The organism is Paenibacillus sp. FSL R7-0198 (assembly GCF_038000415.1).
GTDB lineage: Bacteria > Bacillota > Bacilli > Paenibacillales > Paenibacillaceae > Paenibacillus.
On sequence record NZ_JBBOCB010000001.1, the window covers coordinates 5536848 to 5552957 of the forward strand.

The 16110-nt window shown below is 47.5% G+C and carries 13 protein-coding genes and 1 pseudogene; 10 read left to right on the plus strand and 4 right to left on the minus strand.

Annotation, left to right across the window (positions count from 1 at the left end):
- The first annotated feature begins 3 nt into the window (after window positions 1-3).
- The 7 genes and pseudogenes from MKY87_RS24280 (at window position 4) to MKY87_RS24310 (ending at window position 9826) form a co-directional block, all read left to right on the plus strand.
- The gene (locus MKY87_RS24280) at window positions 4-951 is read left to right on the plus strand and encodes an ABC transporter permease (RefSeq protein WP_340966558.1); all 948 of its coding nucleotides are present in this window, start codon (window positions 4-6) and stop codon (window positions 949-951) included.
- Between the two features lie 60 nt (window positions 952-1011).
- Window positions 1012-1884, plus strand: a complete 873-nt coding sequence (locus tag MKY87_RS24285; RefSeq protein WP_340966559.1) for a carbohydrate ABC transporter permease — start codon at window positions 1012-1014, stop codon at window positions 1882-1884.
- Between the two features lie 43 nt (window positions 1885-1927).
- Complete coding sequence (locus tag MKY87_RS24290; protein WP_340966560.1) at window positions 1928-4345, plus strand: AraC family transcriptional regulator; 2418 nt, start codon at window positions 1928-1930, stop codon at window positions 4343-4345.
- A gap of 42 nt (window positions 4346-4387) precedes the next feature.
- Window positions 4388-5905, plus strand: a complete 1518-nt coding sequence (locus MKY87_RS24295; RefSeq protein WP_340966561.1) for a sulfatase family protein — start codon at window positions 4388-4390, stop codon at window positions 5903-5905.
- 150 nt (window positions 5906-6055) lie between these two features.
- Complete coding sequence (locus tag MKY87_RS24300; protein ID WP_340966562.1) at window positions 6056-7954, plus strand: rhamnogalacturonan lyase family protein; 1899 nt, start codon at window positions 6056-6058, stop codon at window positions 7952-7954.
- A 254-nt stretch (window positions 7955-8208) separates the two neighbouring features.
- Window positions 8209-9051 (plus strand): annotated as a pseudogene (locus tag MKY87_RS24305) (formylglycine-generating enzyme family protein); the annotation flags it as partial.
- Between the two features lie 166 nt (window positions 9052-9217).
- Complete coding sequence (locus tag MKY87_RS24310) at window positions 9218-9826, plus strand: DUF1349 domain-containing protein (protein ID WP_340966563.1); 609 nt, start codon at window positions 9218-9220, stop codon at window positions 9824-9826.
- Window positions 9827-9852: 26 nt separating this feature from the next.
- On the opposite strand, the gene MKY87_RS24315 is transcribed toward MKY87_RS24310, so the two are convergent.
- On the minus strand, window positions 9853-10959 hold the full coding sequence (locus MKY87_RS24315; protein ID WP_340966565.1) for an MFS transporter: 1107 nt from the start codon (window positions 10957-10959) through the stop codon (window positions 9853-9855).
- 88 nt (window positions 10960-11047) lie between these two features.
- The gene (locus tag MKY87_RS24320; protein WP_091032943.1) at window positions 11048-11578 is read right to left on the minus strand and encodes a TetR/AcrR family transcriptional regulator; all 531 of its coding nucleotides are present in this window, start codon (window positions 11576-11578) and stop codon (window positions 11048-11050) included.
- Between the two features lie 191 nt (window positions 11579-11769).
- Between MKY87_RS24320 and MKY87_RS24325 the strand changes: the two genes are divergently transcribed.
- The 3 genes from MKY87_RS24325 (at window position 11770) to MKY87_RS24335 (ending at window position 14166) form a co-directional block, all read left to right on the plus strand.
- Window positions 11770-12615 (plus strand): AraC family transcriptional regulator, encoded by an 846-nt coding sequence (locus MKY87_RS24325; protein WP_340966568.1) that lies wholly within the window; start codon window positions 11770-11772, stop codon window positions 12613-12615.
- Between the two features lie 214 nt (window positions 12616-12829).
- Window positions 12830-13381 (plus strand): nucleotidyltransferase family protein, encoded by a 552-nt coding sequence (locus MKY87_RS24330; protein ID WP_340966570.1) that lies wholly within the window; start codon window positions 12830-12832, stop codon window positions 13379-13381.
- A 50-nt stretch (window positions 13382-13431) separates the two neighbouring features.
- A complete protein-coding gene (locus MKY87_RS24335; protein ID WP_340966572.1) occupies window positions 13432-14166 on the plus strand; it encodes a YdcF family protein in 735 nt (244 codons plus the stop codon).
- A 100-nt stretch (window positions 14167-14266) separates the two neighbouring features.
- Here MKY87_RS24335 and MKY87_RS24340 read toward each other — a convergent pair whose 3' ends face one another.
- Window positions 14267-15532, minus strand: a complete 1266-nt coding sequence (locus MKY87_RS24340; RefSeq protein WP_340966573.1) for a M56 family metallopeptidase — start codon at window positions 15530-15532, stop codon at window positions 14267-14269.
- 76 nt (window positions 15533-15608) lie between these two features.
- Window positions 15609-15983 (minus strand): BlaI/MecI/CopY family transcriptional regulator, encoded by a 375-nt coding sequence (locus MKY87_RS24345; protein WP_076209251.1) that lies wholly within the window; start codon window positions 15981-15983, stop codon window positions 15609-15611.
- Between the last annotated feature and the right edge of the window lie 127 nt (window positions 15984-16110).

Consider the following 16110-nt stretch of genomic DNA (forward strand, 5'->3'; position numbering starts at 1 on the left):
CGAATGAGTACGGTTAAGGGGAAGCAGACTTCATCCAAAAAGAAAGGGTTAAACCTGCTGTCCGCACTTCGGCGTGACCGGTCGTTATATATGCTGGCACTGCCGGGCGTATTGTTCTTCCTCATTTTCAAATACATCCCGATGTGGGGCATCATCATTGCGTTTCAGGATTACTCGCCCTTTCGGGGGATTCAGGGCAGTGAGTGGGTTGGCTTGCAGCACTTTACAGCACTCTTTGGTAATCCGGACTTTGCCTTGTTGTTCCGAAATACGCTTGCGATCAGCATGCTTAATCTAATTTTTTTCTTTCCTTTTCCAATCCTGATCTCTCTGGGACTCAATGAACTGCGAAGTTTGGCGTATAAGAGACTGATTCAAACGATTATCTACATGCCGCATTTCCTCTCCTGGGTGATCATTGCCGGGTTAACACTGTTGCTGTTCGCCAAAGGAACGGGACTGATTAACGAGTTATTCACTTTATGGGGATGGCCCCGCGTGGATATATTGACGAACCCGGACAGCTTCTGGATCATGGTCACTTTGCAAGCGATGTGGAAGGAAGCTGGTTGGGGCACGATTGTGTTTCTGGCTGCCATGGCGAGTGTGGATACTCAGCTGTATGAGGCGGCACGAATGGATGGAGCGGGACGATTGCGTCAGATCTGGCATATTACTTTGCCTGCCATCCGCAGTGTCATCATCGTGCTTTTGATTTTAAGACTCGGAGACATCATGGAGGTGGGGTTTGAGCAAATCTTCCTCATGTACAACGGTGCTGTATCTGAAGTGGCCGAAGTATTCGACACCTATGTATACCGCACAGGGATCGAGCAGGGCGATTTTAGCTACAGTACAGCGGTGGGACTGTTCAAATCCGTAATTGGTCTGGTGCTGGTCGTTGTCGCAAATCGTGTGGTAAAACGCATGGGTCAGGAAGGCGTCTACTAATTTGTTCCGGTACCTACCCATACCCGGGCCAGCCATTAATCAATGGAGAGGAGGTTTCGAATGCATCGCATGAAATGGAGTGAGCCGATTGGACAGTCCCTGAATGTGGTTACGCTTGGACTACTGGCTGTGGTTATGTTTTTCCCGCTATATTATGTTTTCGTCGTTTCATTCACGGACCCTGGAGAATATTTGCAAAAGAAAATTGTACTCTTTCCGGAACGCTGGTCTGTTGAAGCCTATACGTATTTGTTATCCACGCCTGCCTTTGCACGCTCGCTGGGGAACAGTGCATTTCTGGCAACCGTCGGCACGGTGTGCAGCCTGGCTGTATCATCCTCTCTGGCTTATGCGCTGTCCCAGAAGCGATTCCACTTCAGAAAAATACTGATGTTCCTAATTGTGCTAACCATCTTGTTTAGCCCGGGCATCATCCCAAATTACCTGCTGGTACGGGAACTGGGGCTGATCAATAATATCTGGGCACTGATCCTGCCTGCGCTCGCCAATGGCTGGACGGTGTTGTTGATGAAAAATTTCTTCGACAGCCTGCCGGCAGAGATCAGCGAAGCGGCATCCATTGATGGCTGTAGTGCCATCCGAACCTGGTACACAATTGTGTTGCCCTTATCGATGCCTGCGCTTGCTGCTTTTGGATTGTTTTTCGCTGTAGGCTATTGGAATCAATTCTTCGCGGCACTGTTATACCTGAATGATTCTGCCAAGTGGCCTATCCAAGTATTACTGCAAAACATGTTGCTGAACGCATCCAATATCGATCTGGTTGCGCCTGGACAGCAGGTGGAGACACCGCCGACAGAAATGTTGAAGATGGCCGCGATCATTGTAGCCATTTTGCCAGTGCTGGTAGTGTATCCGTTTATACAAAAGCATTTTGCCAAAGGAGCCCTGATCGGCTCGGTCAAAGGGTAAATCTGCATTCAGGCGGGTATTCCCGGATAGGAGGGCCATACAGATGATATTCAAGCGCACAGCAGACCCATTACCCAAAGGGCGTTATTTCAGGCGCAGCCTGATGATGATTCTGTTTATCGCCTGCATTCCGGGAGTCATTACAGGTGTGCTGTTGTATGGCTGGGTCACCGTCAAAATGGAAAAGATTTTGCAGCAAACGCATCTGAATCAGTTTGAACAACGTACCGTGTGGGTTGGCGATCAATTGGATGCGCTTGAATTGACCTTCTCGCAGTGGGCCTTCGATCCGGTTTTTGATAACCGTCTGAAAGAGCTCGATTTTGTATTCAAATATAAACAGGTTCATGAACTGTACCGATTGCTGCTGATGATTCAGAATTCCAATACACTGATCGGCAAAGTTCAGTTGTATCTGGGGGAACCCCAGGCCGTGAAGATGGATTCTGAACGGTATGATTTTATCAAAGACGCTGGGGAGATCGAGAAGTATGAACGGTTGACTCACCAGCCCCAGGCCATATATTGGTCCCGCTCCATGGATGGCAAGTCCATGATGATGGTGAATCGACTTCCGGGTGGAAGCGACGATGGACTGGGTGCACTAACGGTCACGCTGGATAACAAGCAATTGAGCAACATGCTGCAGACCTTGTCTCCGTATAATGGAGGGACGACTTTTTTGTTGGATGAGCAGGGCAAGCCCATGCTTCCACAAGCGCAAGAACTTGGTGGATTACAGCATGCTGTCCGTGAACATCTGTTGAACCTGGAAGGTAATCTGTCTTCATTCCTGATGGAATATGAGGGACTGACCTACTCGGTTCAATCGGGCACCTTCCGCAGATTGGGTACCGATTGGACTTACGTTTCCGCGGTTCCCCTCAATGAAATTGTAGCTCCGATTGTGTCTGTACCCCGAATCGTTCTTCTCATCAACGGATCTGGACTCTTGCTGGCTCTGATCCTGTCGTGGGTCGGTTCGCTCCAGCTCTATAAACCGTTTACGAAATTACTGCGAATATTTACCGTGACTGGAGCACCGGTCGATGCTATAGCGCCAGAAGTGTCATCCTCTCCTCAATTGTCGTACGCAGCTTCTACTCGTTCAAATGGGTCTGTACAACTGGATGAAATCAAGCATATTGAACAGCGCTGGATTGGCGTTAATCAGGAGAGAGAATCGTTGCAGCAACGGTTGGAAGAGCAACTTCCACTCGCCCGGGAGAGCTTGTTGATTCAGCTCACGTTGGGTCATCTGTTACTGTCATCCGACCATGAATGGAAGCAACGTCTGGCACAGCTGGGTTGGGTTCTTAGGGATGAGCGGTTTATCATCCTGTTTGCTCACATTCGTCCGAGTGCAGTTCTTCTATATGGGGCTAAGGAGCGAAATCGGAGTGAATCTCAGGAGTGGATCAGTTTTGCCGCAACCGACATTCTGAACAGGCAGTTGGTGGAACTTCCTTACCGGGCTGAAACGATCAATTACCATGACATGTCCATTGCGCTGTTGCTCGCTGTCCCTCCAGAGGTCCAGCCAGAGACACCTGAATTCAGAGAAGAATTATCTCGGATGGCCCAACATTGGATTGAAACTGTGCAGTCGGAATGGAACGTTCGCATGACAGTTTCAATCAGCAAACTTACATCAGATGCTTCTCATATCCCACAGCTGGTCAGAGAATCAAGGTCTTTATTGAGGAAAAGACATTTCTCAGCCGATGCGACCATCATTGATATGAATGAGGAGGCAGAACAGGCTGTGAATGCGCAGGGCGCTTATCCGCTTGAGCTGGAGCAGTCCATCATCTCAGCGTTACGCAGTGGTGAACAGGACTCTGCCCTGGAACAGTTCAGCATATTTATTGGTATGTATGCCGGAACAGAATCGCCAGAAGAGCACGTTCGTCATTCCTTGTTCCAACTGCTGGCACGCATACAACATACCCTTTTGCAATTAGGGGAAGATCCGGTCGAATTGTTTGGGGTAGGGATGTATGAAGAGGTGCTGCAACTGCAAGACCTGGATGAACTGTTCCTGTGGTTCAGAGAACGGATTGTGCACGTATGTGTAGAGGAATTCACAGGCAAGGAAGAGAAGCAGATACAGATGGCGGTTCATCAGATGAAGGAGCATGCGCAGCAACAGTATGCAGAAGCGTTATCGCTGGATGAATTGGCAGATCTTCACGGGATTCATTCCTACACATTAAGCCGGGCATTCAAGCAGGCATTTGGGCAGAATTTTGTGGACTATCTGACTGAGGTAAGGCTCCATCGGGCCAAAGAGCTGCTTGAATCAACAGACGTCAAGATCAGTGAAATTGCGGAGCAGGTGGGCTATCAGCCCAGCTACTTCAATCGTTTGTTCAAAAAAAGTGAGGGAACGACGCCAAGTCGTTACCGGGAAGACATTCACAAGCATACCGGGCACAATAGGGGTAACCGCTCCGTTTAAATCACGCCTTAGTTTTCAGCCCAAAGGAGAGTGAGATGAGACGTGTCACAGGACAAGCCAAATATTATTTTTCTCATGACAGATCAGCAACGATGGGACTGTATTGGAACGTTCAATGAACATATTCATACACCGAATCTCGATAAACTTGCAGCCGAGGGAATCACGTTCCACGATGCGGTCTGCCAATCGCCAATGTGTGCGCCAAGCCGAAGCTCCATGATGATGGGATATTATCCGTCACAGCTTGGGGTTCGAACGAATTATGGCGGATTGTTCGAGGAAGACAAGCTGCCCTCCGAACCTTTGCCGGAGTTGATGCACCGCGCAGGGTATCAGACAGCCGGATTCGGAAAAACGCATTGGAACCATAGCGAGGGCATAGATGAGCCTTCAACACGAGGATTCGAAGTAAGATCCATCGGACTTTCTCGTCAAAGTGGTCATTATGAACAGGGAGCGACAATGATGGGTGACTCCCATCCCGAAGCACTGGAAGCATACCATGAGGAGACGAAGCATTTTGGTAGCGGTGAGGAAAATGTCAATGGTTATACAGGGCTTACGAGTCAGATTCCGATGAATCAGCATCGGGATGGGTGGGTAGCCGAGCAGGCGCTGCAGTTTTTGGATGAAGGGATCGACCCGGAGCGCCCATTATTTTTTTATCTGTCTTTCCTGAAGCCACATGCCGGGTTCAATGTACCCCAAGCATTTGAAGACCTGTACAGGCTGGAAGATATACCGGATATCCCGCAACCGCCTTGGGAGGATGAAATGCAGACTCACCTGGCAGCTTCCGATGAATTGAATTCGAATAGTCGACAGTCGTATCTCGACAAGAAGAAGGTATGGGACCAACGCAGTTCGGAGGAGCGGAGGAGGACTACGTTAAGATACTGGGCGAATTGCTCCTGGCTCGATCATTACTTTGGACTCGCTTTGGAGAAGTTGGAGAACCAGGGGAGGTTGGAGAACGCGCTGATTATATTTGTCTCGGATCATGGAGAGATGCTGGGGGAACGACAGTTTCGCTTCACCAAATATAATCTGTATGACAGCAGCGTGAGGGTGCCACTTATCTTGTCTGGTACCCACATTGAGGAGCAGAAGCGCGGAACGATTGATCAGGGGCCTGCGGAGTTGGTGGACCTGGTACCCACTTTGACGCGTGCAGCCGGACTTCAAGCGAATCCGATGCTGCCTGGTGTCGATCTGCTGGGCGATCTCCGGCATCGCGGAACGTTCTGTGAATTTCATGGAAAGGGGGTAACGGCGCCTCATTCGGCTCCGGCCTATATGTGGCGGACCACGGAGTGGAAGCTCATTCTGTACCTGGAAGGTTCTGCCGCAGAGTCTGCATCCAGAGTGCATGAAACGAAGGGGGAATTGTATCACCTCACGGTTGACCCTCATGAGTGGACGAACCTGTATGATGAGGATCAGCATGCTGTAATTCGGGAGCAACTAAAGACCGAACTGCTGATGCATCTGGCTGTCAGTTGGGCGAAAGGCCCCTTTTTCTATGATCGTGGAGGAACCAAGCCGTTAGAGCGGTAGATAGACCATGTTGACCGGGCATCCGGAGGCAAAGCAGTTATTGCTGAACCAGATCAGTCGATCTCATTAGATTGGCTCGTGGGGACAGAGATAACCGGCTTTGCTTTTTTTGTACGCATATACTTGCCAATCGATGGAGGGAAATTGTAAATGAAAACCAAATCAACTGTGGTCAAAGGAACAAAAGCACTATTCACATTGCTGTTAAGTGGCGTTATTGGATGGACAGGCATTGTTTCACCGGGAGGGGGAGTCCTTCAGGCAGATGCCGCAGAAGGGTCTGCACCACGTCTGGTTGAAAATCTGGGACGAGGCCTTACTGCGATATATCTGGGAGAGAACAAGGTATATCTGAGCTGGCGTCTGCTTGGGACCGAATCGCAGCAGGTTACATTTGATATCTATCGTAGGACGGGTACAGAAGAGGTGAAGCTGAATGACCAGCCTTTGACGCATGGAACCAATTATACGGACACGAATGTAGATGTAACCCAGAGTCATACGTATATCGTGAAGTCTTATGTGGACGGTAGATTACATGATGAGAGTGCCGAGGTTGTATTGGCAGCCAATCCCGCGATCCGCAATTATTTCAATATTCCTTTGCAAAATATAACATCCAATCCGTCGGATTATTTTGTGCAGCATGGCTGGCCTGGGGATCTCGACGGCGATGGGGAATATGAATACGTGGTCACCCGCATTCCGGTGAACGGAGGCAATAAATATGTGGAAGCCTACAGCCTGACCGAAGGGTTCCTGTGGCGGATTAATCTGGGCCCATACAGTGTCACAACGATAGATACATATAATGCGCCACCTGCTTCTGTCAGTGAATTTGGAGTGGCTGGACTTGGGGGATGGCGTGACAACGACAATATTACAGTGTTTGATCTGGATAGTGACGGGAAGGCTGAGGTGCTGCTACGTACGTTTGAAGGGGTAACGTTTGCGGATGGCCAGGTCGTTCCTGCGACAACGGAGCGTGCACAATATGTGTCTGTCGTGGATGGATGGACGGGAACAGAAGCGGCTCGCACAACGATAACCAATGATTATGCATCCGATGGTCCGCTCAGTGGGCACTTTGGCATTGCTTATCTGGATGGTGAACATCCAAGCCTGATTACGGCACTTAAAAATCGTGCGCTCAGCCGCAACTTTCAATATGTGACGTCAGCCTATAACTATGCAGGCGGTGTCCTGACTGAGCGATGGAGACATGCGGGAGCTGACGGTGAGTTTTTCCATCAGATTCGTATACTGGATCTTGACAAGGATGGGAAGGATGAGGTGTCATTCGGAGGCTGGGCGCTGGATGATAACGGAGAGACCTTATACAGTCTGCCGGGTGTAGTCCATGGCGATCGTTTTCACATTACGGATATTGATCCGGATCGGCCGGGGCTGGAGCAGTTCGGAATTCAGCAGGCGGAGAACGGCAACTTTAATCAATTTCCTTGGTTCTACGCGGATGCAGCGACGGGTGAGATCATTCGTACGGGAGAAGTGCCCCAGGACGTGGCAAGGGGGACATTGGCGGATATTGATCCACGGCACAGAGGGCTCGAGATGTGGTCCAGTTCAGGCAATATCTACAATGTGGATGGCGAAGTGATTAGTTCAGTTCAGCCCTCAACCAATTTCAGAATTTGGTGGGATGGTGATGTGCTCGGCGAGCTGCTGGATAAGAACTTTGTGGAAAAGTGGGACTGGCAGCAGAACACGACGGCACGTCTGTTTACAGCCGATGATGTTCGCGTGAATTCCAGGAATGCCCCTGTGCTCTATGGCGATCTGCTGGGGGATTGGAGAGAGGAAATTCTCTATGAAACGAGTGATTTCACAGCATTGCGTCTGTATACAACAACGATACCATCCGATGCTCGCATCTACACGTTGCCGCATAACCCGGCCTACCGCAATGGGCTAGCGGTAAAAGGATATATGCAATCCTTGTTGACGGATTATTATCTGGGTGAAGGAATAACAACACCAACCGTCCCGAACATTCTTCCCGTCGTGTACAATGGGGATCATGAGTCTTAAACCAAGGGAAGGGGATGCTTCAGATGCATGGTCAGATATCCAAAAAGGAAAATTCCTGCTGTTGTTCTGCAAGCCGAAGCGGCAGGATGAAGGTGAAAATTCAATCAGAGGACACGCCAGAATTGACGGCTTCCCGTGAGGTGAGTGTGGCGTCTGACCATGCATCTCCACTTTCCGTTGACCGCCTACCGCTTAGTGTGCTGCGAGGAGATGATGGATACATCGCTGGGCGAAACGACAGGGACCGCATATGGATTGAAGGTGGAAGGTTCCTTATGGGCACCAATGATCCGGAAGCTTTTGCAGGTGATGGGGAAGGGCCAGTCCGGGAAACCCAGGTGGACTCCTTTTATCTGGATGAATGCACGGTGACCAATGCGCAGTTTGGACAGTTTGTGAGGGAGACCGGGTATCGAACAGAGGCCGAGCGATTCGGCTGGTCCTTTGTTTTTCATTTATTCGTTTCTTCGCAAACGGCTGCTCATGTTCGTACTGTGGTGCAGCAAACTCCCTGGTGGTGGGTTGTTGAAGGTGCGGACTGGTCTCATCCCGAAGGACCTGACTCTGATGTGAATGACAGGGCTGACCATCCCGTTATCCATATCTCCTGGAACGATGCCAATGCGTATTGTGGCTGGGCGGGTAAGCGCCTGCCCTCAGAAGCCGAGTGGGAATATGCAGCCCGAGGGGGATTAATCCAGAAGAAATATCCCTGGGGCGACGTTCTGAGGCCGGATGGACAACACCAGTGCAACATATGGCAAGGTATCTTTCCGACTCAAAATAATGCCGCAGATGGTTATGCGGGTACAGCTCCATCCCGATCCTTTTCTGCCAACGGATATGGATTGTACAACATGTCAGGCAATGTGTGGGAATGGTGCGCTGACAACTATGTTACGGATCATGAAAAGTTTATACTTGCTAAGACTGTTACTACTCCCGATGAAGTTCGCAAGGTGTTAAAAGGCGGTTCCTATCTTTGCCACCGTTCCTATTGCAATCGGTACAGAGTGGCAGCACGGATTCCAAATACGCCGGACACATCCACCGGACATATCGGTTTTAGATGTGCATCCGATGTATTGCCGGTATAGCGTGCTATTGAGATGACATACCGAATACGATTATGTATATAAGGATTACAAGCGACTCATGTGAGTCGCTTTTTTCCTTTTACTGATCAGAAAGGATAATTCCGTTATTTCACGAATACAACAGAGAACTCAGCGAATTCAAAATCACAGACAAAGGGTGTGCCATATGACGAATCTATTCGAACATTGTTCAGGTCAAACATTATCTGCCAACCTGGGATGGCTGAACGAGCCAGCAGATTGGTCCATTGAAGACGGAAAAGTAACGATAACCGTTTCGCCAATCAGTGACTTTTTCATTGATCCGGGAGGTGACCCGGTGAAAGCCTCAGCTCCATTTTTACATACGATAGTCAAGGGAGATTTCAGCATCGTCACTCGAGTACAGGTGGACATGAAAGAACAGTATGATTCGGGCTGCCTGATGGTGAGGGTGGACGATACGAATTGGGCTAAAGTTTGCTTTGAGTATTTTGAAGAACAGCCGTCTATTCTTAGTGTTGTTACTCGAGGTAACTCGGATGATTGTGTATCAGCACCTGTAGACGTTAACAAGCCTTATTTACGTGTAGCCCGGGCAGGCAACAGCTTTGCTTTCCATTATTCTCAGGATGGAGAGAAGTGGAAGCTGGTTCGTTATTTCGGCCTCGACTGCCCGGAAGAGATCAAAGTTGGCATTGTGGCCCAATCCCCCATTGGGCAAGGGACCACGGTTACTTTTACAGATGTACAGCTTCAACATGGGGTGACCGGAAGTGTTCGCCGGGTAGAATAACAGTGACCGTAAGGTTGTTCTGTCATTTATTTCACCCGAATTAACATTCCGAACAGGCCGAGTACAGCAAAGGACAGAAATGCTGTTGTATTGGAGAACATTTCAATCGTGTAACCTGCCATGGATGAGCCAAGGAATTGTCCAACACCCAGAGCAAGAAAGGCAAGACTAATTCCGATGGACACATTTGGCCTGAATAGTCTCGTTGCCCAAACGATAAATACACTGGTCAGGAAAATATATGTGCTGCCAAATATGATCGCAGAGATGAGACTGGCAGTCATGGATGGAAGAAGGATTACCCCCAGCGAGATCGCCAATAACAGTATGCCTATTCGGTAGGACCACCCAATCTCAATACGTTCAATAATGCGACCAGCACATCCACCGAGTATCCCCATAATCCCCATCACAATCCAGAACAACACGGCTTCCGAATCGGAGGCCCCTTTCTCGTCTGTGAGGAAGTTTCGGGCAAAGGTCCAGTAGATCGCTGAACTAACACCAGTTAACAGACAAGCCATCAGCAAAGCAGAACCCGCTCTGGTTGGTTTCATACATGTCCAGATGGATTTGGTACAAGGCAGTGTCTTTGTAGGTGGAATAACACGTCTGTTCCACACCAGAACAACAACACCGATTACAGCAAACAGGATGTAGGTTAGACGCCAGTAATCCGTGAACAGCCAGTAGAGTGGACCGGATATAACGATTCCGAAACTGGTTCCAGTGTTAATCCAGCTGTTGCCTCTTGCTTGCAGATCGGGTGCAAGCTCGGCGTTAACCGTGTTACCGAGTGCTGGAGAGGCCCATCCTGTACTCAAACCGGCGAGAAATACGCTGAATGCAAGGACCCATGCATTCTGAGCAAGAGCAATCCCGATTAATCCGAGCACAGCGCTGATCCCGGCCAATTGGATGACATAATGATGCCCTTTGCGATTAATTAACAGCGGTGCACTTAGAAGGGACAAGCAATAAGCAATGTAGGTTCCGGAGTTAATCGCACCTGACGCTGCATCGTTCAGTTGTAAAGCTTCTGAAATTTCCGGCATAAACAATCCATAACTGAATCGCCCGAATGCATAACAGACAGCGATTAGTGCAATGCCTGGAAAGATAATTTTTTTCATTAGATCCACCGCCTTTTAGATAGAACGATCATTATATTTATCATTAAATAAAAAAGTGAGTTGAACTACTAACTCACCCTTAATGGCATTACTTGAAACTATTCTTCGTCATATGGATCAGTTCGCGGCAGACGTTATTTACATTTTCTGTCTCGGCGAGTGCAGTGGAACCCTCCAGCAGCAGGGAGAATTGCAATAGATCTCGATCACTTGCAGCAGGCGCCAATGTTTGGATTAACGTTCTCATATGTCTTTTATGCGCATTCACTGTCTGCACGATGATATGGTCTGCATGACCACCGAATTCTTCTTTGGCGCGCAAAAATAAGCACCCTCTTGATTCGTGTTCTTTCAGCCAGGTTGCATGTCCTTCAGCCAGATTGAGGAACATGGGTTGAGTTGTATTGTTTGCATATTGCCTGAGCTGTTCTAAATAACGCTGTTCGCGCCGCAGAAGCACCTGGACGATGAGATCATCCTTGGACTCAAAATGGTTATATAACGTCATGATGGCGATCCCGGCATCTGATATAATCCGCTTCAAGCCGATGGAATGGAAACCGTGAAGGTAGAATAATTCTTCAGCTACGTTCAAGAGCATTTCCTTTTTGCTGCTCATATTCAATGATACTCTCCCTTCAAAATAAGATAGAACGATCATTATACTGGTAGGCTATAATAAATCGTTTACATTGTCAAATTTTGTGGCTTATCTCGTCTTGTGCGCTTGAACCGGACAAATGAAAGCACAACATGACAGGTTTTTGGGTGGTTTATCCGTTATATTAGACATCAAGGAGTGATTATTACATGAACTGGATCAACGCATTACAGGTCGCTATTCAATATATGGAAGACCACTTGCTCGAAAATATGACGATGGAGCAGATTGCAGCGCAGGCCCATATCTCTCCTTTTCATTTTCAACGTACCTTTGCTCTGTTAACAGATGTTACTGTAGCTGAGTACATAAAACGCAGACGATTGACACTGGCGGCACATGAACTTCTGCAAAGTGATCACAAAATCATTGATCTGGCGCACAAGTATGGTTACGACACACCCGAATCTTTCTCCAAAGCATTCCGGAGACAACACGACATCGCACCAAGCGAGGCACGCAAGAATAGTAGCTCTGTCCAATCGTATAATCGTCTGGTTATTCAAGTAAGTCTAAAAGGAGCAGAACCGATGAAATATAAAATTGTTGAACATCCCGAATTTACGTTGGTCGGAGTAGAGCAAACTTTCTCATATGCAGATGGAGAACATCTGCAAGGCATCGGAAACATGTGGCAGGAAGCGTGGACGAGCGGTACAGAGGATCGTTTGTTTGAACTGAACAATTGGGATATTCCAGGTTTACTCGGTGTCGTTGTGGATCAGAGCGAAATTCAGGAGAAACAGATGCAATACTGGATTGCTACGACTTACGATGGTGAAGTACCGGAAGGATTATCAAGCTTTACCATGCCTGCTTCCAAATGGAGTGTATTTGAAGTAGAAGGCCCGATGCCGGAGAGCATGCAGCTTCTGTGGAAACGGATTATTTCGGAATGGTTTCCATCCAACCCTTATGAGCACGCATATATGCCGGAGCTGGAAGTATACCCGGGGCCCAATCAGCCGCCACAAATCTGGATACCAATTAAATAAATTTTAACCGTTTCAAATGTTATAAATGTAGCCCGTAAACACTCGGATAACCGAAGCTGTTTATGGGTTATTTGGTTGTGTTTGGACAGAAATTCGAAGTCGTACAGAGGATGTTCAAGCGTTGTTCATTTTATTGCAGCCAGGTAAACATGATATATTGGAATGAAGGTTAACAGCTATAAGAGGACAATGAGGTAAACCGCAGGAGGCAGATATGTTGCATGAGGAGAAATTCTTTCAAGCGATTATGGATCACGAGGAATTAATGCATGACCTGCGGAGAGTTCGTAGTCTCCATTTGCCACAATGTTACATAGGTGCAGGATATATTCGTAATTATATCTGGGATGTTCTGCATGGATATGATCTTCGTGAACTTCACAGTGATATCGATGTTGTCTATTATGATGCGTCAGACCTGCGTGAGGAACGAGACATCCAGTTGGAGCGTCAGCTTCGTGAGTTGACAGGTAATGCCAAGTGGTCGGTCAAAAATCAGGCGAGAATGCATCTGCGCAATGGCACAGTTCCTTATCGTTCTACTGAAGATGCGCTTCGCTATTGGCCAGAAATTGTGACTGCCATAGGAGTACAGTTGGATGAAGAGGATCGGGTGAACATCTGTGCTCCGCATGGTTTGCATGATCTGTATCAACTCGTAGTCCGCAAAAGTCCGTTCTTCACGGATGCTGACTATTATAATCAGAGAGTACAGAAGAAGCGCTGGCAGGAACAATGGCCGAAATTAACGATAATAACAGCTTGAATAATAAGTGATTTGCGGAATAGTGGGTACAAGAAGGAGTGTCTACGGATTTGATAAAAAAGTTCTTACAAAAAAATGGACTGATCATTGATCTTGTCCTGTTGGCATGTTTTGTGGCATTTCTGGCCTTCTGGGGCCAAAGGTTTGCAGTCATGTTTTTTGGAATGATCACGGTGGCTTTTATCGTGCTAAGACGGATTGACTATCAGAAGCATGTTATTCTGAAACGGATTATCCTTACCGGATTTGGCGTGGTTGCCGTCTCTTTTGTCATTATTGAAGCACTTGTATTCACACAGCTTGGTGCGAATGATCCGGAAGAAGCGGACTATGTCATTATTCTGGGTTCAGGCATCCGTGGAACGGAGTTGTCATTAACCCTGAAGCAAAGGTTGGATGCCAGTCTGGACTACATTCGAAGTCACCCTCAGACACCGGTCATTGTATCGGGTGGGCAGGGACCTGGAGAATCCATTCCCGAAGCGCTCGCCATGAAAAACTATCTAATTGAACAGGGGATTAGCCCCGCGCAACTCATTATGGAAGATCGCTCCACAAGTACACAGGAGAATTTGGCCTTTTCCAAAAAAATCATTCTTGAATCCGGGTTAGAGCACCCCGAGATCATGATTGTCACCAGTGACTATCATATGTTCCGTTCCAAATACATCGCCGCCAAGAACGGTTATGCGGCAGAATACGGCATATCGGCCCCGTCACCGGGATATCTGAAGCCCATCAACATGATCCGTGAATATTTTGCTACGATCAAAACATTTATCTAATGCACATGACAGAAAAACGGAAACAGGACGAAGCGGAGATCTATGATCTATGCTTCGTCCTGTTTGCATATAAGGATGGCTATTACTCCTTAAAGATAGGTTATTTTTCTGAAGGAACAGGTACAGCTTTGGTGACCTGGGCCTCGGAAGGGACGGATACGATTTCAGGAGATCCACCCGTAGAAGGAACAGTTGCTGCTTCTACAACTTTAGCCTCAGAAGGTTTAGTAGTAGAAGGTTTAGTAGTAAAAGGTACAGTAGCAGACGGAACTGGCACAGCTTCGGAAACTTCATCCTCAGGGAGAGCCACGATTTCAGGAGTTTCGGAAGTAGAAGGAGCAGTTACAGCTTCGGAAATTCCGACCTTGTTGGGAGAAGCTACGATTTCAGAAGATCCATCAGTAGAAGGAACAGGCACAGTTTCAGAAGCTTCAGCCTCTACTTTAACCGTATGGTTTGATGCCCATACTGCGGTGGACGTACTTACACCTGTAATAAGCAGGAGGGCTCCCATACCTATCATCCAATGTTTCTTTTTCAGTTTCTTTACATTAAACATAATCATCAATCTCCTTTTTAATTGTTTGCCTTCACCCGATAGGGACGAACAAAATTGAGCAGGTATTTTCTTGGTTCCCGCCATCACATTTAAAATTGTCTCACCATATCGTCTTCGCTCTTCATGGGACATCTCTTTCACCACATCTTCATCACAGGCCAACTCGCTCCAGGTATGAATGTCCCGGCGAATCATATGAATCAGGGGATTGAACCAGTGCAGTGCATTAACGCCCAATGTCAAAGCCTTGACCCACAGATCTTTATGTTTTAGATGTACCAACTCATGATGAATTACCATGCTGATGTCCATTTTCACCGTATTTTCGGGTGGCAGATATATCGTTGGTTTAAACAAGCCAACCAGTATAGGGCTTCGTACTATGGTGCTGTGAGCAAGCGTGATATTGCGTTTGAGACCCAAAGCCTCTTGGATTAATGGTAGCTGTATAGCTGCCTCACTATGACGGAGGACTGGCGTACGTGTACGAGATAGTTCATTCAAAAATCTTCGATAACAGTACACCTGCCATGCAGAAAAACCTATGACTCCAATGCCCCATACGAATAACAAGAACCAGGCTGTGGTTACCGAGATGGTTTGTTCCGGGATAAACGTTCCTGCAAGTCCTCCCGAAGATGCTGCATTCTCCGTACCCGGTATAGTTGATGTCGTTTGGAAGGCAATATCCAAAAGCCATGAAAGGGCAAGAGATACCGGGAACAGATAAAACAAGATAGCCAGTTTACCGAGTCTGTAGAGCCACTTGGTCGGAAAAACAGATACGGGTATAAGTCGTAGTGCCAAAATACAAACAGAAACGATACTTCCCGCCACGGTCAGGCTGCACAGAATTTCAAAAAAAGATGTTCATCATCTGCACCTACTTTTCCGAAAGCCATTTTTTCAGTTCTGAAATGTCATCGTCTGAAAGCTTGTCGCCATCATACATGGCCGAAACCAAATTCTTGACTGAACCTTGATAGAGTCCATCAAGAACATGCTGCGTTTCCTGTAGTTTGTAATCTTCGGGCTGTAGAAGAGGTACATAATCATTGGTTCGTCCACGTCTCGTGACGGTAAGTGCGCCTTTATCCACCAACCGTGACAAAAAAGTAGACATAGTCTGCGCTTTCCACGCTTTCCCCTTCTCAGCGAATATGTCTAATAGTTCTGTTGAAGTGACGGGTGGATCGCATGACCATATAACGACCATTAACTCCATTTCTGTTTCGGATAATTTTTGAATCTGGTTCACCGTGAACACTCCTTAACATCGTTATGCGTCCATAACGATCTTATTACTACACTACGTAGTACGTATAAACTACTACAACTTGTAGTGGATAGTCAAGTTATCCTGATAGATGATTGCCAAACCATGT